The sequence below is a fragment of the Cyanobium sp. Tous-M-B4 genome (assembly GCF_024345395.1).
In the GTDB taxonomy this organism is placed as follows: domain Bacteria; phylum Cyanobacteriota; class Cyanobacteriia; order PCC-6307; family Cyanobiaceae; genus Cyanobium_A.
Map to the genome: position 1 here is coordinate 303,238 of NZ_JAGQBA010000001.1, position 25,838 is coordinate 329,075.

At 65.1% G+C, this 25,838-nt stretch carries 26 protein-coding genes and 1 pseudogene; 11 read left to right on the plus strand and 16 right to left on the minus strand.

All coding sequences use genetic code 11. The features are described 5' to 3' along the window. Positions 1-2,631, minus strand: coding sequence for a bifunctional aconitate hydratase 2/2-methylisocitrate dehydratase (gene acnB / locus KBY73_RS01540; RefSeq protein WP_254935342.1), 2,631 nt, complete (start codon positions 2,629-2,631; stop codon positions 1-3). Positions 2,632-2,785: 154 nt separating this feature from the next. On the opposite strand from acnB, the gene KBY73_RS01545 reads away from it, so the two are divergent. Further along, the gene (locus KBY73_RS01545) at positions 2,786-3,613 is read left to right on the plus strand and encodes an iron-containing redox enzyme family protein (RefSeq protein WP_254935343.1); all 828 of its coding nucleotides are present in this window, start codon (positions 2,786-2,788) and stop codon (positions 3,611-3,613) included. Here the strand turns inward: KBY73_RS01545 and KBY73_RS01550 are convergent. Next, a complete protein-coding gene (locus KBY73_RS01550; RefSeq protein WP_254935344.1) occupies positions 3,600-4,532 on the minus strand; it encodes a hypothetical protein in 933 nt (310 codons plus the stop codon). The genes KBY73_RS01545 and KBY73_RS01550 overlap by 14 nt on opposite strands. An 83-nt stretch (positions 4,533-4,615) precedes the next feature. Between KBY73_RS01550 and KBY73_RS01555 the strand changes: the two genes are divergently transcribed. Then, the gene (locus KBY73_RS01555) at positions 4,616-5,659 is read left to right on the plus strand and encodes a 3-deoxy-7-phosphoheptulonate synthase (RefSeq protein ID WP_254935345.1); all 1,044 of its coding nucleotides are present in this window, start codon (positions 4,616-4,618) and stop codon (positions 5,657-5,659) included. Between the two features lie 13 nt (positions 5,660-5,672). Here the strand turns inward: KBY73_RS01555 and KBY73_RS01560 are convergent, their stop codons facing one another. The 4 genes from KBY73_RS01560 to KBY73_RS01575 all read right to left on the minus strand — a co-directional run bounded on the left by KBY73_RS01560 (position 5,673) and on the right by KBY73_RS01575 (position 10,922). Beyond that, on the minus strand, positions 5,673-6,347 hold the full coding sequence (locus tag KBY73_RS01560; RefSeq protein WP_254935346.1) for a diacylglycerol/polyprenol kinase family protein: 675 nt from the start codon (positions 6,345-6,347) through the stop codon (positions 5,673-5,675). Between the two features lie 4 nt (positions 6,348-6,351). After that, a complete protein-coding gene (locus KBY73_RS01565; RefSeq protein ID WP_254935347.1) occupies positions 6,352-7,377 on the minus strand; it encodes a sigma-70 family RNA polymerase sigma factor in 1,026 nt (341 codons plus the stop codon). A gap of 96 nt (positions 7,378-7,473) precedes the next feature. After that, on the minus strand, positions 7,474-9,612 hold the full coding sequence (gene ppk1 / locus KBY73_RS01570) for a polyphosphate kinase 1 (protein ID WP_254935348.1): 2,139 nt from the start codon (positions 9,610-9,612) through the stop codon (positions 7,474-7,476). A gap of 38 nt (positions 9,613-9,650) precedes the next feature. Then, positions 9,651-10,922 carry an MFS transporter gene (locus KBY73_RS01575; RefSeq protein ID WP_254935349.1) on the minus strand — a complete coding sequence of 424 codons (1,272 nt, stop codon included), beginning with the start codon at positions 10,920-10,922 and terminating at the stop codon, positions 9,651-9,653. Between the two features lie 51 nt (positions 10,923-10,973). Here KBY73_RS01575 and KBY73_RS01580 point away from each other — a divergent pair, with 51 nt between their 5' ends. Further along, positions 10,974-11,612: a DsbA family protein gene (locus KBY73_RS01580; protein WP_254935350.1), complete on the plus strand. Its 639-nt coding sequence runs from the start codon at positions 10,974-10,976 to the stop codon at positions 11,610-11,612. Continuing rightward, a complete protein-coding gene (locus KBY73_RS01585) occupies positions 11,609-13,798 on the plus strand; it encodes a bifunctional diguanylate cyclase/phosphodiesterase (protein ID WP_254935351.1) in 2,190 nt (729 codons plus the stop codon). The genes KBY73_RS01580 and KBY73_RS01585 overlap by 4 nt, the downstream gene beginning before the upstream one ends. Positions 13,799-13,828: 30 nt before the next feature. Here KBY73_RS01585 and KBY73_RS01590 read toward each other — a convergent pair whose 3' ends face one another. Continuing rightward, positions 13,829-14,299, minus strand: a complete 471-nt coding sequence (locus tag KBY73_RS01590) for a hypothetical protein (RefSeq protein ID WP_254935352.1) — start codon at positions 14,297-14,299, stop codon at positions 13,829-13,831. A gap of 63 nt (positions 14,300-14,362) precedes the next feature. Between KBY73_RS01590 and moaC the strand changes: the two genes are divergently transcribed. Both moaC and KBY73_RS01600 read left to right on the plus strand, forming a co-directional pair. Beyond that, the gene (gene moaC, locus KBY73_RS01595) at positions 14,363-14,884 is read left to right on the plus strand and encodes a cyclic pyranopterin monophosphate synthase MoaC (RefSeq protein WP_254935353.1); all 522 of its coding nucleotides are present in this window, start codon (positions 14,363-14,365) and stop codon (positions 14,882-14,884) included. Then, the gene (locus KBY73_RS01600; RefSeq protein ID WP_254935610.1) at positions 14,877-16,112 is read left to right on the plus strand and encodes a molybdopterin molybdotransferase MoeA; all 1,236 of its coding nucleotides are present in this window, start codon (positions 14,877-14,879) and stop codon (positions 16,110-16,112) included. The genes moaC and KBY73_RS01600 overlap by 8 nt, the downstream gene beginning before the upstream one ends. Positions 16,113-16,140: 28 nt before the next feature. On the opposite strand, the gene KBY73_RS01605 is transcribed toward KBY73_RS01600, so the two are convergent. From KBY73_RS01605 to KBY73_RS01615, 3 genes are all read right to left on the minus strand, one after another. Further along, positions 16,141-16,422, minus strand: coding sequence for a hypothetical protein (locus tag KBY73_RS01605; protein WP_254935354.1), 282 nt, complete (start codon positions 16,420-16,422; stop codon positions 16,141-16,143). Between the two features lie 93 nt (positions 16,423-16,515). Beyond that, positions 16,516-17,004, minus strand: coding sequence for a molybdenum cofactor biosynthesis protein MoaE (locus KBY73_RS01610; RefSeq protein ID WP_254935355.1), 489 nt, complete (start codon positions 17,002-17,004; stop codon positions 16,516-16,518). Continuing rightward, the gene (locus KBY73_RS01615) at positions 16,967-17,251 is read right to left on the minus strand and encodes a MoaD/ThiS family protein (protein ID WP_254935356.1); all 285 of its coding nucleotides are present in this window, start codon (positions 17,249-17,251) and stop codon (positions 16,967-16,969) included. Before KBY73_RS01615 ends, KBY73_RS01610 begins: the two co-directional genes overlap by 38 nt. An 89-nt stretch (positions 17,252-17,340) precedes the next feature. Here KBY73_RS01615 and moaB point away from each other — a divergent pair, with 89 nt between their 5' ends. Continuing rightward, positions 17,341-17,841: a molybdenum cofactor biosynthesis protein B gene (moaB, locus tag KBY73_RS01620; protein WP_254935357.1), complete on the plus strand. Its 501-nt coding sequence runs from the start codon at positions 17,341-17,343 to the stop codon at positions 17,839-17,841. A gap of 97 nt (positions 17,842-17,938) precedes the next feature. Continuing rightward, positions 17,939-18,154, plus strand: a complete 216-nt coding sequence (locus KBY73_RS01625) for a hypothetical protein (RefSeq protein ID WP_254935358.1) — start codon at positions 17,939-17,941, stop codon at positions 18,152-18,154. A gap of 18 nt (positions 18,155-18,172) precedes the next feature. Here KBY73_RS01625 and KBY73_RS01630 read toward each other — a convergent pair whose 3' ends face one another. Next, a complete protein-coding gene (locus KBY73_RS01630; protein WP_254935611.1) occupies positions 18,173-19,219 on the minus strand; it encodes a GTP 3',8-cyclase MoaA in 1,047 nt (348 codons plus the stop codon). Between the two features lie 49 nt (positions 19,220-19,268). Here KBY73_RS01630 and KBY73_RS01635 point away from each other — a divergent pair, with 49 nt between their 5' ends. Continuing rightward, positions 19,269-19,688, plus strand: a complete 420-nt coding sequence (locus tag KBY73_RS01635) for a nucleotidyltransferase family protein (RefSeq protein WP_254935359.1) — start codon at positions 19,269-19,271, stop codon at positions 19,686-19,688. Continuing rightward, positions 19,675-20,058 (plus strand): HEPN domain-containing protein, encoded by a 384-nt coding sequence (locus KBY73_RS01640; protein ID WP_254935360.1) that lies wholly within the window; start codon positions 19,675-19,677, stop codon positions 20,056-20,058. The genes KBY73_RS01635 and KBY73_RS01640 overlap by 14 nt, the downstream gene beginning before the upstream one ends. A 6-nt stretch (positions 20,059-20,064) precedes the next feature. Here the strand turns inward: KBY73_RS01640 and KBY73_RS01645 are convergent, their stop codons facing one another. After that, positions 20,065-20,679, minus strand: a complete 615-nt coding sequence (locus tag KBY73_RS01645; RefSeq protein WP_254935361.1) for a molybdenum cofactor guanylyltransferase — start codon at positions 20,677-20,679, stop codon at positions 20,065-20,067. After that, on the minus strand, positions 20,676-21,173 hold the full coding sequence (locus KBY73_RS01650) for a nitrate reductase associated protein (RefSeq protein ID WP_254935362.1): 498 nt from the start codon (positions 21,171-21,173) through the stop codon (positions 20,676-20,678). Before KBY73_RS01650 ends, KBY73_RS01645 begins: the two co-directional genes overlap by 4 nt. 29 nt (positions 21,174-21,202) lie before the next feature. Here KBY73_RS01650 and KBY73_RS01655 point away from each other — a divergent pair, with 29 nt between their 5' ends. After that, complete coding sequence (locus KBY73_RS01655; RefSeq protein ID WP_254935363.1) at positions 21,203-23,341, plus strand: molybdopterin oxidoreductase family protein; 2,139 nt, start codon at positions 21,203-21,205, stop codon at positions 23,339-23,341. A gap of 1 nt (position 23,342) precedes the next feature. Here the strand turns inward: KBY73_RS01655 and KBY73_RS01660 are convergent, their stop codons facing one another. From KBY73_RS01660 to ntrB, 3 genes and pseudogenes are all read right to left on the minus strand, one after another. Then, positions 23,343-24,149, minus strand: a complete 807-nt coding sequence (locus KBY73_RS01660) for an ABC transporter ATP-binding protein (protein ID WP_254935364.1) — start codon at positions 24,147-24,149, stop codon at positions 23,343-23,345. 8 nt (positions 24,150-24,157) lie between these two features. After that, positions 24,158-24,961 (minus strand): annotated as a pseudogene (locus tag KBY73_RS01665) (nitrate ABC transporter ATP-binding protein); the annotation flags it as partial. Further along, a complete protein-coding gene (gene ntrB / locus KBY73_RS01670; RefSeq protein ID WP_396096395.1) occupies positions 24,962-25,795 on the minus strand; it encodes a nitrate ABC transporter permease in 834 nt (277 codons plus the stop codon). Between the last annotated feature and the right edge of the window lie 43 nt (positions 25,796-25,838).

The window sequence follows — 25,838 nt, forward strand, 5'->3', positions numbered from 1 at the left end:
TCACACCCCCGCCAGCACCTGGGCTTCCTGCTCGCTGCTCAGCACGCGGCCGCTGTCTTCGAAGCCTTCGATCTGATCGAAGTTGAGGTAGCGGTAGAGCTCGGCGCCGTAGGGATCGATCTTTTCGGCGGCGACTTTTAGGTATTCGTTTCTGGAGGGAATGCGGCCCAGCTGGGCGCACACCGCCGCTAGTTCGGCGCTGCCCAGGTACACCTGGGCGCCGTTGCCGAGGCGGTTGTTGAAGTTGCGGGTGCTGGTGGAAAACACCGTGGTGTCGTTTTCGACTCGGGCTTGATTGCCCATGCACAGGGAGCAGCCCGGCATCTCCATGCGCGAGCCGGCCGCTTCGAAGATGGCGTAGTAGCCCTCCTCCTTGAGCATCTCCTCGTCCATGCGGGTGGGGGGGCATACCCAGAGCCGCGCGGAATTTTCGCCCTGCCCTTTGAGCACGTTGGCCGCGGCGCGGTAGTGGCCGATGTTGGTCATGCAGCTGCCAATGAACACCTCATCTATGGCCGCGCCGGCTACTTCGGAGAGGGTTTTGACGTTGTCGGGGTCGTTGGGGCAGGCCAGGATCGGTTCTGTGATCTGGTTGAGATCGATCTCGATCACGGCGGCGTATTCGGCATCGGCATCGGCCTCCAGCAGCACCGGGTTGGCCAGCCAGGCCTCCATCGCCTTGATGCGGCGGGCCAGGGTGCGCCCATCGCCGTAGCCCCGGGCAATCATGTTTTTGAGCAGCGCCACGTTGCTGCTTAGGTATTCGCTCACCGTTTCAACGCTGAGCTTGATGGTGCTGCCGGCGCAGGAGCGCTCGGCGGTGGCGTCGGTGAGCTCAAAGGCCTGCTCCAGCTTTAGATCGGGCAGCCCCTCGATCTCCATGATCCGGCCGTTGAACACGTTTTTTTTGCCTTCTTTGGCCACGGTCAGCAGGCCCTGCTGAATCGCCACGTAGGGAATCGCATTCACCACATCGCGCAGGGTGACGCCCGGCTGCAGCTTGCCTGTGAACTTCACCAGCACCGATTCGGGCATGTCCAGCGGCATGGCGCCGATGGCGGCGGCGAAGGCCACCAGGCCGGAGCCGGCCGGGAAGGAGATGCCGAGCGGGAAACGGGTGTGGCTGTCGCCGCCGGTGCCCACGGTGTCGGGCAGGAGCATGCGGTTGAGCCAGCTGTGGATGATGCCGTCGCCAGGGCGCAGGGCCACGCCGCCGCGGGACGCCATGAAATCCGGCAGCTCGGCGTGGGTCTTGAGATCCACCGGCTTGGGATAGGCGGCGGTGTGGCAGAAGCTCTGCATCACCAGATCGGCGGAGAAGCCCAGGCAGGCCAGCTCTTTCATCTCATCGCGGGTCATGGGCCCGGTGGTGTCCTGGGAGCCCACGGTGGTCATCAGCGGCTCGCAGCTGCTGCCGGGGCGCACGCCCGCCAGGCCGCAGGCCTTGCCCACCATCTTTTGGGCCAGGGTGAAGCCCTTGCCGGTGTCGGCCGGGGCCACTGGGCGGATGAACAGATCGGAGGGGGCCAGCCCCAGCTGGGCGCGCAACTTATCGGTGAGCGAGCGGCCGATCAGCAGTGGGATGCGGCCGCCGGCGCGCACCTCATCGGTGATCGTGCTGGGCTTGAGCTCGAAGCGGGCCACGATCTCTCCGGCATTCGCTTCGCCGCTGGCCCGCTCGATCGTGCCGGCGTAGGGGCGGATCGTGATCACATCGCCGGAGTTGAGCGCCGTTACGTCGCACTCGATCGGCAGGGCGCCGGAATCTTCGGCGGTGTTGAAGAAGATTGGCGCGATCTTGCCGCCCAGGATCACACCGCCGCCGCGCTTGTTGGGCACGTGGGGGATGTCGCTGCCGGTGTGCCAAAGCACGGAGTTGATTGCGGATTTGCGCGAGCTGCCTGTGCCCACCACATCGCCTACGTAGGCCACCGGGTGACCTTTGGTTTTGAGCTGGCTGATCAGCTCCAGGCCGCCGGGCATGCGGGTTTCCAGCATCGCCATGGCGTGCAGGGGGATGTCGGGCCGGGTGGTGGCGTGGGTGGCGGGGGAGAGGTCGTCGGTGTTGGTTTCACCCTCCACCTTGAACACCGTCACGGTGATCTCGGCGGGCAGCTCGGCTTTGGCGGTGAACCACTCGGCGGCGGCCCAGCTGTCGATCACCTGCTGGCCGTAGGGGTTGCCAGCCGCCAGCTCCAGCACCTCGTTGTAGGCGTCGTAGACGAGCAGCGTTCTGCTCAGGCCCTCGGCGGCGGCGCTAGCGATGGTCGGATCGGAGTTGCTGAGCAGCTCGATCAAGGCGCTCACGTTGTAGCCGCCGATCATCGTGGCCAGCAGCTTTACGGCCGCCACGGGGCTCAGGAGGGGGGTAGTAGCCGTGCCCTTGGCCACGGCCGAGAGCCAGCCGGCCTTCACGTAGGCCGCCTCATCCACGCCGGGGGGGATGCGCTCGCTCAGCAGGTGCAGCAGGAAAGCTTCCTCGCCGGCGGGCGGTGCGCTCAGCAGCTCTGTGAGGGCACTGGCTTGTGCGGCGCTCAGGGGCAGGGCGGGCACCCCCAGGGCTTCGCGTTCGGCCGCAGCGGCGCGGTAGCTGCTCAGCAGCTCGGCGGGTGGGATAGCGGCGTCGGGCATGGGCCGTGGGGTGATCATCTCTAGTGTCATTCTCGTCACCGATGGGTCCCTGCTTGGTGAGCAATGCTGCAGAACGAGAGCGTCCGCCATGGCGAGCCGGCATCCCGGCCTAAATGCTGATATGGTTTTTATGCATAGTTAAATCAAATAAGTTGTGATAAGCGAAGCTTTATTGAGGCAGAATCAAGATGATTGCTTTCAGATATCTGCTGATACGGACATCCATCGTGAACTAAGCCAGCTCTGTCACGATTTGGCAGAACATCCTCTCCTTATGCAATTGGCCCGGGGTTGTTTTGCTCCGGCAGAAGTTGCCTGGATTTATCGGCGTCGCAAAACTATTGTTGATAGCTTCCTGCCGATGCTTTCGCTAGCGCAACAGATGGCCGAGGCAGCAGGCCGGGTCGAACTTGTGCGGGCCCTGCAGATCAATATTGCTGATGAAATGGGCCTGAATCCGGATACAGGCCAAGAGACTGGTGAGGGAGCGCATGCGGAATGGGGAAAGCGGTTGAGTTCGGCCTTAGACCTCCTGGATCCTCCGGCTCTCAAGAGTTGCCATCTTTCACGCCTACCAGCGGAATCATGGGATCCCTATCCCATTGATCCACAGGACAGCCTGGCGGTAATAGTTGGGATGATCATGGCAACAGAGAAGTGCATCCCCATCGAATATCAGGCCTTTTTAAAGGGTTTCAGGATCGCTTTCCCTTCGTTTGCTGACCCGTCCAACGAGGATTGCCTAAGGCAGCTCACCGATCACATTGATCATGATGAGCGCCAACATCTGCCGGATCTGATCGATGGTTACCTCGGGCATTCGCCAGGGACTAGGGGCGAAGTTCTTGCCTTAGATGCATTACAGCGGAGTGAAGCCACCGATCTGGCTAGGGGGATGGAAAGGATTCTGAGCCTTCGCTATAATTTTTACGACTCTCTCCAACACTTGTTCGATCAGCTTTCGCCTGTCACCCAGGGCTGACACTTTCTTGGTGCCGTATCAGCCAACGCTCGGCGATTGCGGTCTGGCTGGTTTGAACGTCTCCATTCAGGCCTGCTCGATCAAACGGTTTCAGACAGCTTCCCGGCACGGGGACTATGCCCTTGGCCATTTCCACACAGGCCTGGCCGACGGCAAGAATTGCGCGATTAGTTGACTTACATGCCCATGTCGATTCGCATGAATGCTCCTCGCTTTCATGGCGAAATAAACGCAAAGTAATGGCTTCTTTTTCGAGTGAGCAATGGCTAGCTTTGAAGCCTAATTGGGCCATGTAGTGATCTGTCGAAGAGGATCTACCGCCTTGTTTAAGCGTTCGGCTTTCGGGAAAGATGAAAACAGGTGTCTGATCTAAAAATGGAGGATTGTTATTGTTGTAGTATGTTGGTAAAAATAGTGAATCTACTAAAAGTCGTGCCATCCTGGCTGTTGTCGACTCCCTGCCGGAGATACGATCTTGATCGATGGCTTTGCGATCTAGGTCATGAAGGTAAGTGGAGAGCATCACGCCGTAGGCCTTGAAAGTGCTGCCGTGAATGCCGATGAAATCAAACAAAGGTAATATCTGGGATTGTTCCGGGGAGCTGTCGTCTTCGCAAAGGATAGTGATCAGGTTGAGTTGCAACCTTTCCGGACGATTGTGGATTTGTTCGACCCGCTGGAGAAAGCAGGTGACCTGCTCCGTGCCTTTAAGAGCGAGATCCTTGATTAGATGATATCTGCTGAGCTGGGAGGCCTGAATGTCTATGGCTGCCGGGGTAAGTGAGTCATCAATGGGGATGCTTTTGGCTAGAAATCTCATTGAGCTACATCCTGTGTGCGTCACGTTAATCGTCCCCCCTTGTTGGGATCGGGCTGGGGTGAGCATTCGCCCTCCGGAGGACAGGATGAGCTTGCCCATGCCCGCATGGACCGATTGTGCAGATGCTCCTGTACCCAGGCAGCTTCTAGGCTGGTTTGCCTGCCTCAGCGCCTAGCCGGTTCATGTTTCCCACCTCCGATCTCCACATCGTGGAAACCCGGCCGCTGGTGCCTCCGGCGCTCTTGCACCGCGAACTGCCGATCAGCGATCGTTCAACGGCAACGGTCCAGCAAGCCAGAGAACGTATTAAGGCGATCCTGCATGGCAGTGATTCCCGTCTGCTGGTGATCGTGGGGCCCTGCTCGGTGCACGATGTGGCCGCGGCCCACGAATACGCCGCGGCAATCGCCGAGGCCCATGAGCGCTACAAGGACGCGCTCGAGATCGTGATGCGGGTTTATTTCGAGAAGCCCCGCACCACCGTGGGCTGGAAGGGCCTGATCAATGATCCCCACCTCGATGGCAGCTACGACATCAATACGGGACTGCGTGTGGCCCGCGGCCTGCTGCTGCACCTAGCCGAGATGGGCCTGCCGGCGGCTACCGAGCTGCTCGATCCGGTGGTGCCCCAATACATCGCCGATCTGATCAGTTGGACGGCCATCGGCGCCCGCACCACCGAAAGCCAGACCCACCGGGAGATGGCCTCGGGTTTGTCGATGCCGATCGGCTTCAAAAATGGCACCGACGGCAGTGCCATCACCGCCATCAATGCCATGGAAGCGGCGGCGAAGACCCACCATTTCCTGGGCATCAACCACGACGGTCACGCCGCCATTGTGACCACCACGGGCAATCCCGATGGCCATCTGGTCTTGCGGGGTGGCAAGCGTGGCACCAACTACCACCCGGAGGCGGTGCAGGAAGCCGCTGCTGAGCTAGCCAAAGCCGGCCTGCCGCCTCGGGTGATGGTGGATTGCAGCCACGGCAACTCCAACAAGGACTATCGCCGCCAGGGAGAGGTGGCAGCCCAGGTGGCAGCCCAGCTGCGCGCCGGCTCTGGCCACGTGATGGGCGTGATGCTGGAGAGCCATCTGGTGGCTGGTAGCCAGAAGATTCCGTCAGACCTAAGCCAGCTCACCTACGGCCAGAGCATCACCGATGCCTGCATCGATCTGGCCACCACCTCGGAGGTGCTCGAAACCCTGGCTGAGGCGGTGCGCTAGCTAAGCCAGTGCTCTAGCTGAGCCGTTGCCAGAGCCAGCCGGCTGCCAGCGGCACCGTGAAGTTGTCGAGGCCCCCCACCGCCACCTGCTCCAGCACCACTGCAGTGGCGCTGATGGCCAGCAGGGCGGGTAGCTCCGGGTGGGGCAGGCCAGCCGCGATCGCCAGCTGATGCACGAGCAGCAGCATGGCCAGGCTGCCAGCGGCCATGGCGCCGGTGCCAACGACGGATTTGCGCTGGCCCCACACCAGCCAGCAAGGGGAGCTCACCAGGGGGCCCAGCAGTCCGGCGAGGCCATCACCCACGGCCATCACCAGCACGCCAGCGGCTACGGCAGCGGGTTGCTGCGGCCAAAACTGCAGCAGCAGCAGGGTTATTGAGGCCCCATAGGCGATGGTGCCGTAGCTGGCCCTGCCCACATCTTCGATGGCTGGCAGCAGGCGGAAGCGATGGTTCATTGCCGCCAGCAGCGTGATCAGGCCGGCGGCGGGGATGGCGATCAGGCGATCGATCCCGGTGGCCCAGGCGATCGGCACCACGGCGCCGGTGCCGATGTGCACCAACTTGCGACTCCATTCCCGTTGACCATTCCAGCGACGCCGCACCTGCAGCGCCGCTAGCGCCAACAGGGCCAGCCAGCCAGCAACGGCCGCCACTCCCAGCAGCTGCTGCGACCATCCAGCGGCCATGGGCTCAAGCGGCCTGCTGGTAGTTGCTCATCAGGCGCAGCTTCATGATTGCCTTTGCCTCCAGCTGCCGCACCCGCTCTCGAGACACATTGATCAGCCGGCCAATCTCCGCGAGGGTGAGAGGTTCGGCCCCTTCTAGGCCGAAGCGCAGCTTGAGGATCTGCTGTTCCCGGTCGTTTAGCTGGGAGAGCCAGGTGCCCAGGTGCTCCTTTTGGATGTGCCGGTCCATCGAGTCCAGGTGCTCGTTGCTGGCCGGATCTGCGATCAGTTCACCCAGGGTGCTGCGATCTTCTTCGCCGCGGGCATGGGCATCGAGGGAAGCGCAGGGAGCGCTTTGGGCCATCAGATCTTCGAGGTCCCGCGGGGCCATGTCCATGGCATGGGAGAGCTCGAGGCGATTGGGCTGACGGCCGAGCCGATGGGAAAGCTCCCGGCTGATCCGCCGCATCTTCGACAGCTTTTCGCTGATGTGAATCGGCAAACGAATCGTGCGGGCGCTGTTGTCGATCGCCCGGGTCATCCCTTGACGGATCCACCAATAGGCGTAGGTCGAAAATTTGTAGCCCATTGCTGGGTCGAACTTGTCAACAGCTCTCTCTAGGCCGATCGCCCCTTCTTGCACCAGATCCAGCAGCTCCAGCCCCTGGTTTTGATATTTCTTGGCGACGCTCACCACCAGGCGCAGGTTGGCGGCCATCATGCGATCGCGGGCCCGCTGGGCCATGCGCAGCTGGCGCTTGTGCTTGGGGGTGTGCTCCCCTGCAGGCAGCTCCAGCAGGCGTTTGCCGGCCTGCACGTGGTGGGCCAGCTCAATTTCTTCGGCGGCCGTGAGCAGCGGCACCCGGCCAATGGTGCCTAGATACCAGCCAATTGAATCGGCACTAAGCCGGCCTCCGGCTTTTGGGCCTGTGGCGCGTGCCTTTGCAGACGCAGATTTGCTAGCAGCAGCATTTGGCGCCATCAAAGATGGCGACTGCTTCGAGGCGTTGCTGTCAACAACGTCTGAAGCGGATTGCAAAGGCGTCCCCACACCCCAGCCTCCGTATTGGATTTGGCTGGAATGTAGCACTGTTGCGTTGGTTGTAACTCCTTGATTTGGAAGAATTCCTGTATGGATTGCTGCTGATTAAGCCACCAAACCGCCGCGCCAGCGACGCATCATCTCCCGCTGAACCAGATGTTGTTCGCCTTCGAGCTGTCGTTGACTGAACTTTCCTTGATTGTCCATGTGCCAGGCACTGGTGTCATTCAGGTAGAGATCGATGACCTGCTCAAGCTGATGGCGCAGTTTTGGATCTTCGATCGGGGCTACCGCTTCAACTCGTCTGTCCAGGTTGCGTGACATCCAGTCGGCGCTGCCAAAGAAAAGTTCGGGCTCGCCGCCATTGCAAAACCAAAACAGTCGCGAGTGTTCAAGGAAGCGACCGATCACACTCACAACCTGGATGTTGTCGCTGATGCCCTCCAGTTGGGGCCGCAGGCTGCACATGCCACGCACCACCAGCTCGATCATGACGCCGGCCTGAGAGGCCTCGTAGAGCAGGGCGATGATCGCCGGATCCACCAGGGCATTCATTTTTGCTCGGATATGGCCGCCCCTGCCGGCCTGGGCATGTTCGATTTCGCGGCGGATCAAGCCTTCCATGCGGCTGCGCAGCGTCACTGGAGCCACCAGTAGGCGGCGGAAGCTTTGCTGTTTTGAGAAGCCGGTGAGGTAGTTGAACAACTCCACTAGGTCGGCGCCGAATTCCGGCCTGGCCGTGAGCAGGCCGATATCGGTGTAGAGGCTGGAGGTTTTGGAGTTGTAGTTGCCCGTACCTATATGCACGTAGCTGTTGAGGCGCTCCTTCTCCTTGCGAACTACCAGCAGGATTTTCGTGTGGGTCTTCAGGCCCAGCACGCCGTAGACGACGTGCACCCCAGATGCCTCCAACTGCTTAGCCCACTGGATGTTGTTGTCTTCATCGAAGCGGGCTTTTAATTCAACAAGGGCCATCACCTGCTTGCCGTTTTCGGCGGCCCGGATCAGTGCTGCCACCACCGCTGAATCCTTAGAGGTGCGGTAGAGGGTCATCTTGATGGCCAATACCGAGGGGTCATCGGCGGCCTGGTTGAGGAATTCCTCTACCGATGTGGAAAACAGGTCGTAGGGGTGATGCAGCAGCACATCTCCCCGGCGGATCACCGAGAAGATGCTTTCAAACTCCTCCGCCTTGATAGAGCCGTCTTCCAGCTGGCTCTTCTGGGTGCGGGCCAGGGCTGGTGTGGTGCGGCCCTTGTGGGCCTTCTCCTTGAGCTGGGGCAAGGGAATGGCCAGCAGGCTCATCAGATCGTCGAGACCCAGGGGTCCGTTGATCCGGTAAACGTCTTCCGCCTCGACGGCGGTGCCTTCCATCAGCAGCTGCACCACCGCTTCCGGCATCTCATCGGCCACCTCCAGCCGCACCACCTCACCGCCTCGGCGGCGTTTGCGTAGGCCCTCCTCAAGAGCCTCCATCAGATCGTCGGCCTCTAGGTCGCGCAACTCCAGGTCGGCGTCGCGGGTGACGCGGAAGAAGTAATGCCCCTCCACATGCATGCCTGGGAACAGCAGGCCGAGGTTGAACGCCACCACCTGCTCGAGAGGCACGGCCGTGTAGACGGCTTCGGGTTGCTTGCCGCTCAGGTGGGGGGGGATCTGGACGAAGCGGGGCAGGTTTTTCTGCGGCACCTTCACCCGGGCGAATTCCTGCTGACCCGTATCGGGGTCGCGCACCAGGGCGGCCACGTTGAGGCTCAGGTTGCTGATGAAGGGAAAGGGGTGGGAGGGATCTACCGCCAGGGGGGTGAGAACCGGGAAAATGGCGCCCTGGAAGTAGGCGTTGAGCCAATCGCGTTGGGCTGCGTTGAGGTTGGCGTAGTCGGTGAGGTGAACGCCGTAGTCGGACAGATGGCTTTTAAGGGAATGGCGGTAGTGCTGCTGCTGCATTTCCAGCAGGGGGCGCAGCTTGGTGCGAATCGCCTGAAGCTGTTGTTGGGCGGTGAGTCCGTCATCACTGAGACTGCTCACCCCGGCATCTATCTGGGATTTCAGCGAGGCCACCCTCACCATGAAGAATTCATCGAGGTTGTTGCTGAAAATGGCGCTGAACTTCGCCTGCTCAAGTAGCGGCGTGCGCTCGTCTAGGGCTTGTGCCAGCACCCGGTAGTTGAACTCCAGCCAGCTCAGTTCTCGGTTGATATAAAGCTCGGGAGCTAGCTGGGTTTCAGCCGTTGATTCCGCCATGCCGCACCCTGGCTGTGATTAGCGGCAACGTAGCAATCTCAACTGTCCGATCCGTGTAGTCCTGCTGTCATTGCCGCGTTTCGGCCCGGAAGACCACCGGCCACCAGCAGGGCCACCCCCACTAGCAAGGCGATGCCAAGCCAGAAGGGGCTTTGGCGTCCGGTGGTTTCGTAGGCCAGGCCCGCCAGCGGTGGGCCAACAAAGCTGCCCAGGCTCTGCAGCCCCTGGAGGCTGCCCAGGGCGGCGCCCTGGCCTTCGCTGTCGAGTCGGCGAGATACCAGGCTGCGCAGGCAGGGGGTGACCAGTCCGGTGCCGAGGGCCAGGATCGCCACGGCGCTGAATACCACCGGTTGAGCGTTGGCCCGGGTGGCCAGGGGAATCAGCAGGCAGCCGGCGATCACAAAGCCCAGGCCTGCCAGGGTGAGGCGCCATTCGCCGAAGCGCTTCACCAGCGGGCCGATCAGGCCGCCCTGCACCACGGTGGCGACTACTCCCACCACCAGGAAAGCTGAGGCCGCGAGGCCGGGGCCCCAGTTGAAAGCCTGCTTGAAATAGAGCACCAGCACGGCGGTGAAGCCGTTGAAGGCAAGGAAAAACAGAAAAAATGCCACGCAAAGGCGCCGCACCTGGGGGTTGGTGAACACCCGTTGCAAGGCGGCAAAGGGGTTGAGATCCCGTTTGCGCGGCATGGCCCGGCGTGCTTCTGGAGGGTGGGTTTCCGGCAGCACGGTGAGCACCAGCACCAGGTTGAGCACGGCGATCGCTACGGCAACGAGCAGCGGCAGGGTGACGTTGATCTGGCCGAGCAGCCCGCCTAGGGCGGGGCCAAGAATGAAGCCAAGGCCAAAGGCCACCCCGATTAGGCCGAAGGCCTTAGCCCGTTTTTCCGGTGGCGAGATGTCGGCGAGCACGGCGCTAGCTGTGGCGGCGGTGCCGCCGCTCACCCCATCGATCAGCCGAGCGCCGAACAGCAGGGCCAGGGGCAACCCGGCGGCCTGGGCGGCGGGCCAGAGGCTGGCCCAGGGCAGGCTGATGGTGAGGGCAAACAGGGCCAAGCCCAGCACCGAGCCCGCCACACAGACACTGATTACCGGTTTGCGGCCGTAGCGATCGCTGAGGGCACCGATCAGGGGCGTGAAGGCGAACTGGGCTATGGCGTAGCTGCCCGCCAGCAGGCCCAGCACCCGGCCATCGCTGGTGAAGCCCGCCAGCAAAAAGGGCAGCAGCGGAAACACAATGCTTTCCCCCAGCCGGTCGTTCAGCAGGGTGAGGAAGGCGCAGAAGAAGGTGGAGGGGCGGCTCCAGCGCATGGGGCAAGCCTCAGGGCACTGCCTACAGTTGAACCCATCAGCTGTTCCGATGTGTCACCCCAGCCGCTGGAACTGCCGCCGGAACTGCAGAGCAGCCGGATCGTGGTGATCTCAGACTTCAACTGTCCCTACTGCTTCACCCTCAACGAGTGGCTGAATCAGCTGGGGGTGGCTGAGCGGGTGTACTGGGTGGGGGTGGAGCACAAATCCCACCTGCCGTTCGATTTCTCCGCCACCAACCAACCGGACGATCACACCACCCTGCTCAAGGAGGTGGCCGACGTGCAGCGCCGCGCGCCTGAGGTGGAGGTTCAGCTGCCGCCGGTGTGGGTCAACTCCCACCAGGCGCTGCTGCTGCAGGCTGCCGTGGAAGCCGATGAACCCGCCCTGGCGGCGCCCCTGCGCACGGCGATCTTTCGCTCCTTCTGGCGCGATCAGCGCAACATTGCCAACGCCCAACAGCTCCACCACTGCCAGCAGCAGGCAGGGGTTGAGCCCGATCCGGAGCGGTTTCTCGACCCCAAAGCCTTGGCTCGGCTCAGCACCTGGTGGCGTCAGGAGCTCGACCGCATTCCCTGCATGCTTGCCCCCACCGGCGCGCGTCACCTGGGGCTGCAGGACCGGGCGGCCGTTGAGGCGTTTGTGCTGGGGGCCCTTCACGATCCCCCCGCCGGTCCTGCCTGCCGATGAGCGCCTGTTCTGCCGAGGATCGGCAGCGCCTGGAGCGGGAGATCCGGCGGCTGCGCCATGAACTCCAGCAGGCGGTTCATGCGTTACCCCACCTGCGCCAGATGGTGCAGTTCAGCGGCGACCTGCTGATCCTGGCAGGGGCCGGTGGGCGGATCCTGGAGGCCAATGGCCGTCTGGCCGAGGCCCTGGGGGTGCCCCAGCACGCGCTCTACGGCCAGTCGCTACAGCAGTGGATGCCCAATCCTGGCCAGGTCCGCCTGTTGGAGGAGCGGCTGGCGGCCACGGCTGAGCCCGTGCCGCTGCGGATGGAGCTGGACCTGCAGCCCTTGCAGGGGGAGCCGCTGGCCCTGGAGCTCGAAGCCCACCCGCTGCTCCAGCAGGGTGAACCCCGCTGGACCCTGGCGCTGCGCGACATCGGCGTGCGCCGCCAGCTCGAGAGCAGCGAAACGGCCCGTCAGGTGCAGGCCAGCCTGCTCGCCTCGCTGGGTAGCAGTGAGGCTCGCTACAGGGCGTTGGTATCCCAGCTGGCGGATGGTCTCGGCCAGATCGATTCGGGAACCAGGCTGTTGTTCGCCAATCCCGCTCTGCATCGCATCCTGGCGGTGGCGCAAGGGGAGCTGCAGGGTCGGCGGCTGCTGGAGTTCCTCACGCCCCAGGGGCGGGGGGCCTTCGAGCAGATCTGGGGAGCGGTGCTGGCTGGCCAGGAGCGTCGGATCACCCTGCCGCTGCTGGCGGCCGACGGCAGGGCGCATCAGGTTGAGATGACCCTGCAGCCTCCCCCCCCCGGCGACACGGAGCCGGATCGAACCCGGGCGGTGGGCCTCTTGCTTCGAGATGTCACCGACCTGACCCGCGCCCTCGACGAGCTGACCGCCCTCGCCTTTCACGACCCTCTGACGGGTCTGGTCAATCTGGAAGGCTGCCGTCGCGAGTTGGAGCCCCGGTTGGCCCAGGCCGGGGGCCCTTCGTGGTTGGTGCTCTGGCTCGACCTCGATGGCTTCCGCCGGGTCAACCACAGCTTCGGGCGGGAGGTGGGCGATGGGTTGCTGCAGGCCGTGGCCAACGGTCTGCGGGCCTGGGCAGGGCCCTCCGATCTGCTGGCTCGACTCGGTGGGGATGAGTTTGCGCTGGTGCGGGAGCTTCCAGGCCCTGCCGATGATCCGGTGGCCCTAGGCCGCCAGGCCGAAGCGGTGCTGGGCGAGCTGCGGGTTGTCCTCAGCCAGCTGCCGGTTGGGGATGAGCTGGCTCCCATGGCCCTGGGATTCAGTGCCGGTTACAGCCTGGCGCCGCTCCATGGCGACCAGGTTGAAGCGCTCTTGCAGGGGGCGGCCACCGCTCTCAGCCGCGCCCGTGAGGTGGCCCCGGGCACCGCCCTGGCCTATGAGCCCAGGTACACCACCCGCCTGCGTCGGGAGATGGCGCTGGAGGCGCGCCTGCATCGGGCCTTGGGCGACGGGGCGTTGCGGTTGGTGTACCAGCCCCAGTACGACGGCAGTGGTTGTTTCCTGGGCGCGGAGGCCTTGTTGCGCTGGGACGACCCGATCCATGGAGCCGTGCCCCCGGCGCGGTTTGTGGCCCTGGCTGAGCGCACCAACCTGATCCATCCGCTGGGCCAGTGGGTGCTGGAGGAAGCCTGCCGGCAGCTGCGGGCCTGGCTGGATGAGGGCCTGCAGATCCCCCGGCTGGCTGTGAATCTCTCGCCGCGCCAGTTTGAGCTCACCCTGCCGCCCTTGGTCGATCAGGTGACCGCCCTGCTAGCTCGCCATCGCCTGCCAGCGGGACTGCTGGAGTTGGAGATCACCGAAACCTGCATCCTGCCGGCGGCGGGCGTGACCGCCCAAGTGCAGGACCTGGCGGCCCTGGGCGTGAGGCTGGCCCTCGATGACTTCGGCACCGGTTATTCCTCCCTGTCGGTGCTTAATCGCCTGCCTCTGCACAAGTTGAAGATCGACCGCAGCTTCATCCAGCACCTCGAAACCAGTGACTCAGCCCGCACGATCGTGAGGACTGCCCTCGCCATGGGTCGGGGCCTCGGCCTGGAGACCCTGGCAGAGGGCTTGGAGACCGCCGGCCAGCTGGCGGTACTGGAGGCGTTGGGCTGCGATGTCTACCAGGGGTACTGGTTCAGTCATCCCCTTGAGGTGGAGGCCTTTGAGGCGCTTTTGCGAACCCCCATGCAGGCTTAAGGCCACACCGATCAGGCGGCCGGCTGCCGCTCATGGAGCCTTGATTTGTGGACAGGGGTTGGGGCCGAACATGCCGCTCAGTTTCTGGCTGCCCATCGCATAGATCTGCTGGGCCTGGGCCGGGTTGCCCTGGGCGCCCTGCAGCTTGCTCGCAAACTCCTGGCATGCCTGAGCCTGCTGGGGATTGGTGGGCTTGGTGGTGACTGGTGAGGTGGCTGGTGCAGGTGCCGGGGTAGCTGGAGCAGCTGCGGTGGGTGCAGGAATGTCGCCACAGGGGTTTTCGCCGAAGGTTTCGACCAGCTTCAGCACTCCCTGCTGGTACACCAGTTGGGCCTGCTGGGGATTGCTGGATGCGGCCTGGAGTTTGCCGGCGAATTCCTGGCAGGCCTTGCGTTCCTGGGCGCGGCGCAGCAGCGGGCCGGCCTGGGCGTTGGGTGGCGCCAGGGGGGCGAGGCCGGCGGCCAGGAGTAGCAGGACCGGGATGGTGCGGCGAGCGGTCATTACGAGGGGGAAGCGACCCTCACGTTATGGGGGGAGGTGAGGACGGTTGGCGCCGGGCCATCCATGCTTGGGCCTGGCTCCCGGTTTGAAGAGGAGGAGATGACAGCACCCCAGTTGAGCCACCTCAATGCCGCCGGCGAGGTGCACATGGTGGAGGTGGGCGAGCGCCCGGCCAGTCGCCGCGAGGCCACGGCTGAGGGGTTCATCAGCATGGAGGCGGCCACCCTGGCCCTGGTGCTGGAGGGCCGCGCCCCCAAGGGGGATGTGCTGGCGGTGGCGCGGGTGGCGGCGATCCAGGCTGCTAAGCGCACCTGGGAACTGATTCCGCTCTGCCACCCGATCGCCCTCAGCGGCGTGAGTGTGCAGCTCGAGCCCGCCGCCAATGGCAGTGGCCTGCGGCTGCTAGCCACCGCCCGCACCATCGGCCCCACCGGCGTGGAGATGGAGGCGCTCACGGCCGTGCAGGTGGGCCTGCTCACCCTCTACGACATGCTCAAATCCGCCGATCCAGCCATGACCATCGGTCCGGTGCGGCTGCTGGCCAAGAGTGGCGGCCGCGGTGGGGAGTGGCAACGGCATGGGTGAACCCTTCGGCCCGGAGGGCCTGCCGCTGGAGCTGGCCCGCGAGCGGATTCTGGAGCAGCTGCAGCCCCTGGGGCTGGTGGAACAGCTGCCCTTGGCGGCCTGTCTGGGCCGTATCACCGCTGAACCTGTGCTGGCGGCGGCAGCCGTGCCTGGTTTCTGGGCTTCGATCATGGATGGCTACGCCATTGCCGGATCCGAGCAGCCGCTGGTGGGTGCCCGCTGGCGCCTGCGGGGCACTTCGGCCGCTGGTGCCCCCTATGGCGCGGCTTTGGCAGCGGGTGAGGCGGTGCGGATCCTCACCGGCGCCGTGGTGCCCCAGGGCAGTGGCCGGGTGCTACCCCAGGAGTTGGTGGGGGTGGAGGGGGATCAGCTGGAGCTGCTGAAACCCTGTGGTGCTCCCGTTTGGATCCGCGGGCCCGAGGAGGAGGCTGCTGCGGGGCAGGAGCTGGTGGCGGCGGGCCAGCGGCTGGGGGTGGCGGAGCTGGGACGCCTGGCCAGTTGCGGGGTGTGCCAGTTGACGGTGACCCAGCGGCCGCGGCTGGGTTTGCTGATCAGTGGTGATGAATTGCTCAGTCCCGGATTGCTTCGGGGCCCCGGCCAGATCTGGGAGAGCAATTCGGTCCTGCTTGCCGCTTTGCTGGAGCAGCTGGGTTATGGGGTAACGCAGCAGCGGGTGGTAGCCGATCAGCCCGAGCCCCTGCGCCAGGCCCTGCGGGAGCTGGCGGCCGGCTGCGATGTGGTGGTGAGCACCGGCGGCGTCTCCGCTGGCGACAGCGACTGGATCCGTCAGTTGGTTGGGGAGCTGGGGGAGGTGCGCTTCTGGAAGCTGTTCCTTAAGCCCGGCCGGCCCTTTGCCTGGGGAGAGGTGGTCGGGGTGCCCTTTTTTGGGTTGCCGGGTAATCCGGTGGCGGCGGCGATCACGGCCCTGCAGTTGCTCTGGCCGGCGCTGCAGCGGTTGGAGGGTGGCGCGATTCAGGTGCTCCCCCGTCTGCGGGTGCGGCTGGATCAGGAGCTGCGGCGTGGCGCTGGGCGACCGGAGCTGGCCCGCGCCCGGTTGGTGGTGGCGGCCGATGGGGCTCTGCTGGCCAGGGTGGAGGGCTCCCAGGCCTCCTCCCGCATCGGCTCGCTGCAGGGGGCCGATCTGCTGCTGGAGATCCCGGCGGAGCTGGGCAATCTTGAGGCGGGAACGCAGCTCTGGGCCCAGCTGCTGCGGTTGCCGATCTTCTGAGCCGCGTGCCGGCCGCGGCCCCAACTGCTCAGCTGGCCGGCAGCACGGAGTAGTGATCCACTACCAGCCCTTTGCGTTGTTCCGGGCGACCGTCCATGCCCCCTGGAAGATCGATCTGGGGCAGGAGGGTGGCTTCAGCCCAGCTGTCGTATTGCGCCTGCCCTTCCCAAAGGGACACGATCATCAGACCCCCTTCCACCTCCGCCACCGTGCGCAGCAGCTGGGCCTGAGGTTGCTCCTTGCCCTCCAGCTGAGCTAGTTCCACCTGGAATTGCTCCAGCGTGGCTCCGGGCCAAAAATTCGCCACCATGTGCACGGCCAGCTCTCCAAGTTTTTCTGCCCATGAATGTGGCACAGACAGTTGGGGTCTGCTGAGTCGCGGACTTCTTCCTGGGCCCGAGCTTCATAGAGGCGTATTGCCCGTGATCCAGCTGCCCACCCCCTGGCTCCATTCCCGTTTCCAGAAGGGGGCTTCGTGCTTGAGGGCCTCCAGCAGCTCCTGGCAGCAGCGCTGGGCCGGGCCGCGGCGATCGGCCGCTACAGCCACCAGCACGATTGCGTCTCCCGGCAACACCAGGCCGATCCGATGTCTCACCAGCACTGCAGTCGCCCTGTGCCGGCCAGCGGCGGCGGCCGCCAGGGAGGCGATGCAGGCCTCGGTCATGCCCGGGTAGTGCTCCAGCTCCAGAGCTGTGAGGGGCGCGTCGTTGGCGCCGCTGGGGCGCACTCGGCCCACGAAATGACTCTCGGCTGCTGGCCGTATTCCCAGCCCTGCAGCCAGCAATTGATGCCACTCGGCCAGGGCCGACAGCGGCTCGAACGGCTCCGCTTCCAGCTGGATTGCCAACATCGCGTTAGCCACCACTGATCGGCGGCAGGAAGGCCAGCTCATCGCCAGCGGCCAGGCTTGAGTCCCAGGTGGCGAACTGCTGATTGATTGCCACCCGCACGCCGGTCGGGGGATGGTCGGGCTGCAGACCCAGCTGCCGCCAGAGCTGTTCAGGTGTGGTGCCAGCAGGGTCGGCTCCTCCTGCGGCTGGGGCCAGCTCGACGAGTTGCTCGCTCCAGCCCATCGCTTCTCGCAAGCCGGCGAAAAGGCGCACCCGCACTTGCGATGCCGGATCAGCGGAGACGGCCATGGCCTGTAGCAGCAGGGTTCGGGTCAAGTGATCGCTAGGTAGCGCCCAGCTCCGCCGCCCAGAATGCCCCAAACGCCTGAGCCCTGCCCGTGAGCCTCGCCATCGCTCTGCTCACGGTGTCGGACACGCGCACACTTGCTGAGGACTGCAGCGGTGATGCCCTCCAGCAGCGCCTTGAGGCTGCCGGCCACCGGCTGGTGGGGCGCCTGCTGGTGCCAGACGACCGCTACCAGATCCGCTCTGAAGTGAGCCGCTGGATTGCCGATGCAGGCGTGCAGGTTGTGATCAGCAGTGGCGGCACCGGGCTCACCGGCCGCGATGGCACCCCGGAGGCGGTGGCGCCCCTGCTCGATAAGACGATCGATGGTTTTGGTGAGTTGTTTCGGGTGCTCTCCTTTGAATCGATCGGCACCAGCAGCTTGCAGAGCCGTTGCCTGGCGGGGGTGGCTAATGGCACCGTGATTTTTGTGCTGCCGGGTTCCCTCGATGCGGTGCAGACAGCCTGGGATCGGCTGATTGCTGCCCAGCTCAATGCCGATACCCGCCCTTGCAATCTGGTGCAGCTGCTGCCGCGGTTGCGGGAGGTATGAGTCTTGGCCTTAAGTGTCTGACAAGACGGGTGTTTTTACTCACCTCTGAACTGAATCAGACTTCTTAGCCTGGGTACAGATAGTTGAGGAAAGTGAGATGACTACCTGCCAAACCCAATCCACCGTTGCTCTGCACGATCTCAAAGAGCTGGCCCGGCGCGATCCTGCATTCACTGCCGCTCTACTGGCTACTCGGTCGACCCAGGAGGCCGTCAAGTTGGCAGCCGCTAACCACATCTCCGTCACTCCCGAAGCGCTATGGCGCCATCGGGGCACCTTGATGGCTGGAGGTATGCCCACTTGGCGAGGCTGATGCTGTCTGGTTATCCATTCAGCCCCCTAGGTAAGCCATCTCGGCGTGTGCGCTGTTGGCAGATTTTGCAGTGTTTCGCTCTTCGCTATAGCGGTCGCTTCGTTGATTCCAGAGGCTGGCCATGGCTAACTCGAGTTTTGCGGCGCCTGACTCCTCCTGCAGCCATGGTTTGAGATCCAAGCCGCTGCCCGGGGCGGCAAAAAGGCAGGAGTACGCGACGCCATCTGCGGTAACCCGCAGACGGTTGCAGTCGCCGCAGAAAGGTGCACTCACCGATGCCACCACCGCCAGGCTTCCGCCTCCATCCCGGTAGCGCCAGCGGCTCGCGGTGCCGTGGGCGGTGCGACCCAGCGGCTCAAGCGGCCAGCTGCCGCCGATTTGCTCCAGCATTTCGGCGGCACTCAGCACCGCCTCGGACTGCCAGCCGTTGCGGCTGCCCACGTCCATGAACTCGATCAGCCGCAGCTCCAGTCCCCGCTTCCTTGCCAGAGCCGCTAGGGGCAGCACCTGATCATCGTTGGCGCCCCGCTGAATCACAGCGTTGAGCTTGAGGGCGCCGCGGGCGGGATCAAAGCCGGCGGCGCGGGCGTGCTCGATCGCCGCCAGCACCGCCGCCAAGGCCCGCTCGCCAGCGGCGGCATCTGGCAGGCCAGCCATGTGGGCAACCGACCCAGCCGTGGTGCCATCGAGGCTGAGGGTGATCCGGTCGAGGCCGGCGGCGTGTAGCTGCTGGGCTCGCTCAGCGCTTAGCAGCAGGCCATTGCTGGTGAGGGCGATCTCGCGTAGGCCGGGACGCTCCGGGTGTGTGGCGCGCAGGGGCTGCACGGCGGCGATCAGTTCTTCCAGGCCGCCGTGCAGGAGGGGTTCGCCGCCGGTCAGCCGCAGGCTCCGGGCTCCCAGGCTCACCGCCGCCCCGATCACCTGCAGCCGCTGCTCCAGCGTGAGTAGGCCGGGTGGCTCCACCCCATCCGGCAAGCAGTAAGGGCAGGCCAGGTTGCAGCGGGCCGTGAGCGACAGCCGCAGCACCCCCAGGGGCCGGTTGAGCTGGTCGGTGGCACTGGCCATGGCGATCACGCTATGGCGGGCAACAGGTCGACGGGGGTAGCGTTTCAGCATGGACGCCTCCGCTGCCGAGCGTTTCACGCCGCCCACCATCCCCTGGCGCCATCCCCTGGCGCTGGAGCCGGCTCCTGAGCTGGGTCCGGGGGTGGATCCCCAGAGGTCTGGGGAAGCCTTGGCGCGTCTGTGCGCCGAACCCGATGTGCAGGCGGTGATCGCGTTTGGTTCCCGGGCCAGGGGTGAGGCACGGCCCGACTCAGATCTGGATCTAGCGGTGATCGTGGGCCAGCCCCAGCTCACGCCGGCCGAAAAGATGGCTTGCTGGAAGCGTTTCAACCGAGCGCTGGGTCGGCAGGGAGTGGCTGTCGACCTAGTGGTGGCGGGCAGCTCTGATGCCGAGCGCCTGAGTGGCTCCCGTTGGCATGTGTTCGGTGATGTGGCTCGTGAGGGTCGGGTGCTGTATGTCGCCCGCTGAAGACGCCTTGCTGCTCCTGGCGATTGTGCGCCGCCATGTGCGCAGCCTGGGGCTGACCCTTGACCTTGCCTATCCCGACGAAGACTGGGGCTTCACCGCCCAGCAGGCGGTGGAGAAACTGCTCAAAGCCTGGATTGTGCTGGCTGATCGCCAGCCGCCCCGGGTCCATGACCTCGAAGATTTGGTTGCTCTGGCTGGTCAGCAGCTTGATCCCCTTCTGCTTGAGCTGCAGGTGTTTGCGGTGGAGGCCCGCTATGAGGAGGGACCCTTCCCGCTGCCGGCACCGCGGCAGGAGCTGCTGGCACTGGTCGAGGCGGAGCTGGAGCGGTGCGAGCGCATGGTGGCGGCGCTGGGCGAATCGGCCAACTGACTTGGCTTAGGGCCGGTTCACGTTGCGGATGGCGCGGGGATCCAGCGGCACCGCCTGGTAGGGCAGCGAGGCCAGCCAGCTCTGCAGGCGCCGTTCGCCCAGCCCCACCGCCGCGGCCAGGTGGGCCCGGATCGGTGGGCTGCTCGGATACAGGCCCAGCAGCGGTTGCAGCCGCTCACCGTCGTGGGCCAGCTGGAGCCTGGTCGGGCTCCCTGTTGCTGCGCTCGCCAGCAGGGTTTGCATGGCGGCCAGGCTGAGATCAGGCATGTCCACCGGGCAGAGCAGCAGCAGCTCGTCGGGGTGCTGCTGCATCAGCCGGTGCAGGGCCAGCAGCGGCCCCTCCCAGGGCGGTGGTTCGGTCAGGGCCGTCATCGGCGAGCCCGGGGCCAGCTCGAGGGCCAACTCTTCTGCCAGCTCCAGATGCGCCCCATGGCGGCTCAGCAGGGTGATTGGCGTCTCCAGCTGGGCCAGCAGGCGCAAGCTGCGCTCCAGCCAGGTGCCGCCTTCAGGGTGGGGCAGTAGCGCCTTGTCGCTGCCCATGCGCCGGCTCTCACCACCGCTGAGCAGACAGGCGCGTAGGGGCAGGCCTGGTTCAGCGGCCGGCAGCCTTCGCGAGCTCACGCCAGCAGCCCGAACTCCGCCAGGGCCCGCGGCAGGTTGCGGTGCTCGTGGCCCGGGTGGCTGAGCTTCACCAGGGCGAAGCGCTGCAGTTCGTTCAGTTCCGCCCAGCCGCCGCAGCGCAGCTCAAGGTTCAGCTGGGCGCAGGAGGCGGCCAGCACTTCTGGCAGTTGGTCGGCCTGCTGCCAGGGCTCAGCGTCGGCTCGGGGCAGGTCCTTGGCCTGGCCGGCGCTGAGGGCGTTGGTGCGCGCCTGCAGGTGCTGGCGCAGTGCCTCGATGGCGACGGGGTCGTCAGCCCAGGCCAGCAGCTCAGCGCGCTCGGCCTCGCCCAGCTCGCTCCAGTGCTGCAGCTTCAGCTTGATGCCGGCCAGATCGAGCTTGCGCCGCACGGCCATCGGAATGCAGCGCAGGTCGGCGCTGAAGTCGGCCTCGAAGTCGAAGCAGGTGCTGGCCAGGGGGGAGCCCAGGGGAACTGCGGTAACAACTGCCACCATCATGGGGCGCTCCGGCTTGATCCAATGGCCCCATGGCCAGTGATCCCGCCAGCCCGGCCGCCAGTCCAGCTGCCCTAGCCCAGTGCCCCTACTGCGGCGTGGGCTGCGGCCTGGAGCTGAAGGCTCCGGCCGAACCCGGCGGCCTCTGGACCGCCCGCGGCGACCGCCACCATCCCTCGTCGCTGGGCCAGGTGTGCATCAAGGGCGCCACGGTGGGTGAAACCCTGCACCACAACCGCCTCACCACGCCCCTTTGGCGCGCGCGAACCGACCAGCCCTTTGAGCCGATCAGCTGGCAGCGGGCTTTCACCATCCTGGTGGAGCGCATCCAGGCCACCCTGGCCACGAAGGGGCCGCAGGCGTTGGCGATCTATGGCTCCGGTCAGTTCCTCTCTGAGGACTACTACGCAGCCAACAAGCTGCTCAAGGGCGCCCTGGGCAGCAACAACTTCGACGCCAACTCGCGCCTGTGCATGAGTTCGGCGGTGGCCGGCTATGCCCGCAGCCTCGGCTCCGATGGCCCGCCCTGCTGCTACGACGACCTCGATCTGGCCGATTTGGTGCTGCTGATCGGCACCAACACGGCCGAGTGCCATCCGGTGCTTTTCCAGCGGCTGCTCAAGCGCCGGCGCAAGGGGGCCGGGCCGCGCCTGGTGGTGGTGGATCCGCGCGCCACCGCCACCAGCGACGCCGCCGATCTGCACCTGGCGATCGCCCCCGGCACCGACCTGGCCCTGCTCTGCGGCCTGGGTTATCTGTTGCTGGAGCATGGCGGTGTGGATCAGGCCTTCGTGGAGGCCCGCACCGAGGGTTTTGCCGAGCTGGAGACCCTCTGGCGGGGCTGGCAGCCGGCGCGGGTGGCGGCGGTATGCGGCATCGCCGAAGCTGACCTGCGCCAGCTGGCCGACTGGTGGATCGCCAGCCATGCGGCGCTCAGCCTCTGGTCGATGGGGGTGAACCAGAGCCGCGAGGGCAGCGCCACCGTGGCCGGGATCTGCAACCTGCACCTGGCGAGTGGCCAGATCGGCCGCCCTGGCGCCGGACCTTTCTCGCTCACCGGCCAGCCCAACGCCATGGGCGGCCGCGAGGTGGGCGGGCTGGCCCAGCTGTTGCCTGGTTACCGCGCCGTAGGTGATCCAGCGCACCGGGCCGAGGTGGAGAGCCACTGGGGCTTTGCTGCTGGCTCGATTTCGCCAGAGCCCGGTTTGGCGGTGTGGCAGCAGATCGAGGCGATGGAGCGCGGCGAGCTCGACCTCTGGTGGGTGGCCGCCACAAACCCGCTGGTGAGCATGCCCAGCCTCGATCGGGTGAGGGCGGCGGTGGCGCACTGCCCGCTGGTGGTGCTGAGCGAGGCCTATGCCGGCACGGAAACCGAGGCCCTGGCCCACCTGGTGCTGCCGGCGGCCCAGTGGAGTGAGAAGGCTGGCGTGATGGTGAACTCCGAGCGCCGCGTCACCCTCTGCTCTGCCTTCCGCCAGGCCCCCGGCGAAGCCCGGCCCGACTGGGCGATCTTTGCGGAGTTGGGCCGGCGCCTCGGTTTTGTCGATCAGTTCAGCTACGTCTCCGCCGCAGAGGTGTATGCCGAATTTGTGGCACTCACGGCCGGTCGGCTCTGCGATAGCAGCGGCCTCAGCCACAGGCTCCTGGCCGAGCACGGCCCCCAGCAGTGGCCCTTCCCCGCCGGCACCGCCCCCGGCGGCGGCGCAGCGCGCCTCTATGTCGATTTGGCCTTCCCTACCCCTTCCGGCAAGGCACGCCTCTGGGCTGATCCGCCCCTGGGCCTGGCCGAACCCCCCTGCGACTCCTATCCCCTGGTGCTCACCGTGGGTCGGCTGCTGGGCCACTGGCACACCATGACCCGCACGGCCCATGTGGCGCGGGCGCTTAAGGCCCACCCCGAACCGCTGCTGGAGGTGCATCCAAGCGATGCGACCCGGATGGGCTTGGTGGATGGGGCCCGGGCCCAGGTGCGGTCGCGCCGCGGTGCGGTGTCGGTGAAGGTGCAAATCACCGATCGCATTCGGCCCGGTACCGTGTTTTTGCCGATGCACTGGGGCGCTTCCCAAGGCGAGCTGGCCTGCGAGGCCAATCGACTGATGCATGAGCTGGGCTGCCCGATTTCGAAGCAGCCGGAGCTCAAGGCAGCGGCGGTGGCGCTGACGCCGGCCTGACCTAATCCACGTCGTGGGCGAAGCGGCGATATAGAAAATCGAGGGCGTGGTTGCGCAGCTGGCCGTAGCGGGGGTCGTCTTGGATGGCTTCGTAGCGACGGGGCCGCTCAAAGGGCACCTCGAGAATTTCGCCGATGCCGGCGGCAGGGCCGTTGGTCATCATCACGACCCGATCGGCCAGAAACAGGGCCTCGTCGATGTCGTGGGTGATCATCAGCACGGTGGGTTTCTGCTCGCGCCAGATCGCCAGCAGCTCTTCTTGGAGCTCCTCCTTGGTGATGGCATCAAGGGCACCGAATGGTTCATCCAGCACCAGCACCGCTGGTGACACGGCTAGGGCGCGGGCGATCGCCACCCGCTGGCGCATGCCCCCCGAAATCTGCCCAGGTCGTTTGGTGTGCGCCTCCATCAGGCCCACCATCTCTAGGTGGTGAGTCACAACCTCGCGCCGGCTGCCGGCAGCCAGTTCGGGCCGGGCCGCTTTGACGGCCATCTCCACGTTTTGCCACACCGTGAGCCAGGGCAGCAGGGAGTAGTTCTGAAACACCACCATCCGGTCGGGGCCGGGCCCTGTGATCGGCTTGCCGTGCAGCGTCACCGAACCGTGGCTGGGCTGCAGAAAGCCAGACACCATGTTGAGCAGGGTGCTCTTGCCGCAACCGGAGTGGCCGATCACACAGAGGAATTCCCCCTGACGTACCTGGAGATTGATGTCACGCAGGGCCTCAAATGGCCCGCGCCGAGTCTGGAACACCTGGCCTACGTCCCGAAACTCGAGGAAGGCAGGGCTAGAGGCAGCGGTGGTCATCGCGAGGTGGCGGCTAGTTGCTTGAGCCGGCGCTGCTCCTGCAGGAAGTGGATCAGCTCGGCGCGTAGCTGGTAGTAGGCGGGGTGGTCCATCACCGTGAGCCTGTCCCGGGGGCGCGGCAGGGGCACCTTCAAGATGTGGCCGATGCCGGCTGCTGGTCCGTTGCTCAGGCACACGACCCGATCTGAGAGCAGCAGGGCTTCGTCAACGTCGTGGGTGACCATCACGGCGGTGAGCCCCGATTCCTGGCATATCTGCATCAGCTGCTGTTGCAAATTGCCGCGGGTGAGGGCGTCGAGGGCGCCAAAGGGTTCATCGAGCAGCAGCAGCTTGGGCCGTATGGCCAGGGCCCGAGCAATCGCCACCCGCTGCTTCATGCCGCCAGAGAGTTCGGCCGGAAATTTGTTAGCGGCGGCGCTGAGATTCACCGTCTGGATGTTGCGCTCAACGATTTCGCGCCGCTCCTGGTTGCTTTGGGAGGGGTAGACGGTGTTTACGGCAAGGGCGATGTTTTGGCGCACCGTGAGCCAGGGCAACAGGGAATAGTTCTGAAACACCACCATGCGATCAGGGCCTGGATCGGTCACTTGACGGCCATTCATCAAGATGCCGCCCTCGCTGGCCTGGTCGAGCCCGGCTAACAGGTTGAGCAGGGTGCTCTTGCCGCAACCCGAGTGGCCAATCAGCGACACAAATTCGCCTGCGGCGATATCGAGATTGATGCCCTGCAGAGCTACGTAGCGGCCGCCGTCATCGAGGGGAAATACCTGGGTTACGGCATCGACGCTGATCAATCCAGCTGGAGTGGTCATTTAGGCGGCTCCCTTGCTCACCTTGCGACCCACCCAGGCCACTAGGCGATCCAGCAGCAGGCCCACCACGCCCACATAAATGATCGCCAAGATTATTTGGCTGGAGCTGGCATCGCCGCCGGCGTTGTAGGCATCCCAGATGAAGTAGCCAATGCCGCCGTCGGCCTTCAGCATCTCTGCGGCCACGATTGCCAGCCAGGCCAGGCCCACGGCGATGCGCAGGCCGGTGAACACGTAGGGCACCGTGGCTGGAATCACGATGTTGCTGATGTAGGCCCGCTTGCTAAGGCGCAGCACCCGGGCCACGTTGGTGTAGTCCTGGGGGATCTCCTGGATACCCACAGCCGTATTGATAATGATCGGCCAGATCGCCGTGATGAAGATCACAAATACCGCCGAGGTATTGGCGTCTTGAAACACCATCAGTGAAATCGGAAACCAGGCCAGCGGAGGCACGGTGCGCAGCACCTGCACCACCGGATCAAACCCTTTGCCGGCGAAGCGATTTAATCCCAGCAGGCCGCCGACCGCAACTCCTACTACGGCCGCTAGGCCGTAGCCCACAGCTACCCGTTGCAACGAGATCAGGATCTGCCAGCCCAGGCCCTTGCTGGTGCCACCGTCATCGAAAAACGGCTGGCTGATGTAGGGATCCCAGGTATCAACCAGCACGTTGATCGGGCCGGGCAGTCGCGCAGCGCCAAGGGCGCCCGAAAGCAACTGCCAAACCAGCAGAAAGGCACCGATGCAGAGCAGGTAGGGCAGGATCTGGGGCAGTGCCGGCAGCAGCCGGCGCCGGCGGGAGCGCCGGCCCGGGGAAGCGGTGGGGGTCACGGATGGCGGGAGTGGGAACGGGGAAGTTGCTGGGCGTTGGAGC

Coding starts and splice junctions, on each gene's coding strand:
- KBY73_RS01650 (WP_254935362.1), bottom strand. CDS start 21,173: ATGATGGTGGCAGTTGTTACCGCAGTTCCCCTGGGCTCCCCCCTGGCC.
- moaC (WP_254935353.1), top strand. CDS start 14,363: ATGCTTGGGCCTGGCTCCCGGTTTGAAGAGGAGGAGATGACAGCACCC.
- KBY73_RS01585 (WP_254935351.1), top strand. CDS start 11,609: ATGAGCGCCTGTTCTGCCGAGGATCGGCAGCGCCTGGAGCGGGAGATC.
- KBY73_RS01560 (WP_254935346.1), bottom strand. CDS start 6,347: ATGGCCGCTGGATGGTCGCAGCAGCTGCTGGGAGTGGCGGCCGTTGCT.
- KBY73_RS01660 (WP_254935364.1), bottom strand. CDS start 24,149: ATGACCACCGCTGCCTCTAGCCCTGCCTTCCTCGAGTTTCGGGACGTA.
- ppk1 (WP_254935348.1), bottom strand. CDS start 9,612: ATGGCGGAATCAACGGCTGAAACCCAGCTAGCTCCCGAGCTTTATATC.
- KBY73_RS01605 (WP_254935354.1), bottom strand. CDS start 16,422: ATGGTGGCGAATTTTTGGCCCGGAGCCACGCTGGAGCAATTCCAGGTG.
- KBY73_RS01625 (WP_254935358.1), top strand. CDS start 17,939: ATGACTACCTGCCAAACCCAATCCACCGTTGCTCTGCACGATCTCAAA.
- KBY73_RS01635 (WP_254935359.1), top strand. CDS start 19,269: ATGGACGCCTCCGCTGCCGAGCGTTTCACGCCGCCCACCATCCCCTGG.
- KBY73_RS01555 (WP_254935345.1), top strand. CDS start 4,616: ATGTTTCCCACCTCCGATCTCCACATCGTGGAAACCCGGCCGCTGGTG.
- KBY73_RS01590 (WP_254935352.1), bottom strand. CDS start 14,299: ATGACCGCTCGCCGCACCATCCCGGTCCTGCTACTCCTGGCCGCCGGC.
- KBY73_RS01575 (WP_254935349.1), bottom strand. CDS start 10,922: ATGCGCTGGAGCCGCCCCTCCACCTTCTTCTGCGCCTTCCTCACCCTG.
- KBY73_RS01610 (WP_254935355.1), bottom strand. CDS start 17,004: ATGAGCTGGCCTTCCTGCCGCCGATCAGTGGTGGCTAACGCGATGTTG.
- KBY73_RS01600 (WP_254935610.1), top strand. CDS start 14,877: ATGGGTGAACCCTTCGGCCCGGAGGGCCTGCCGCTGGAGCTGGCCCGC.
- KBY73_RS01655 (WP_254935363.1), top strand. CDS start 21,203: ATGGCCAGTGATCCCGCCAGCCCGGCCGCCAGTCCAGCTGCCCTAGCC.
- KBY73_RS01550 (WP_254935344.1), bottom strand. CDS start 4,532: ATGGGCAAGCTCATCCTGTCCTCCGGAGGGCGAATGCTCACCCCAGCC.
- acnB (WP_254935342.1), bottom strand. CDS start 2,631: ATGCCCGACGCCGCTATCCCACCCGCCGAGCTGCTGAGCAGCTACCGC.
- KBY73_RS01640 (WP_254935360.1), top strand. CDS start 19,675: ATGTCGCCCGCTGAAGACGCCTTGCTGCTCCTGGCGATTGTGCGCCGC.
- KBY73_RS01630 (WP_254935611.1), bottom strand. CDS start 19,219: ATGGCCAGTGCCACCGACCAGCTCAACCGGCCCCTGGGGGTGCTGCGG.
- KBY73_RS01615 (WP_254935356.1), bottom strand. CDS start 17,251: ATGGCCGTCTCCGCTGATCCGGCATCGCAAGTGCGGGTGCGCCTTTTC.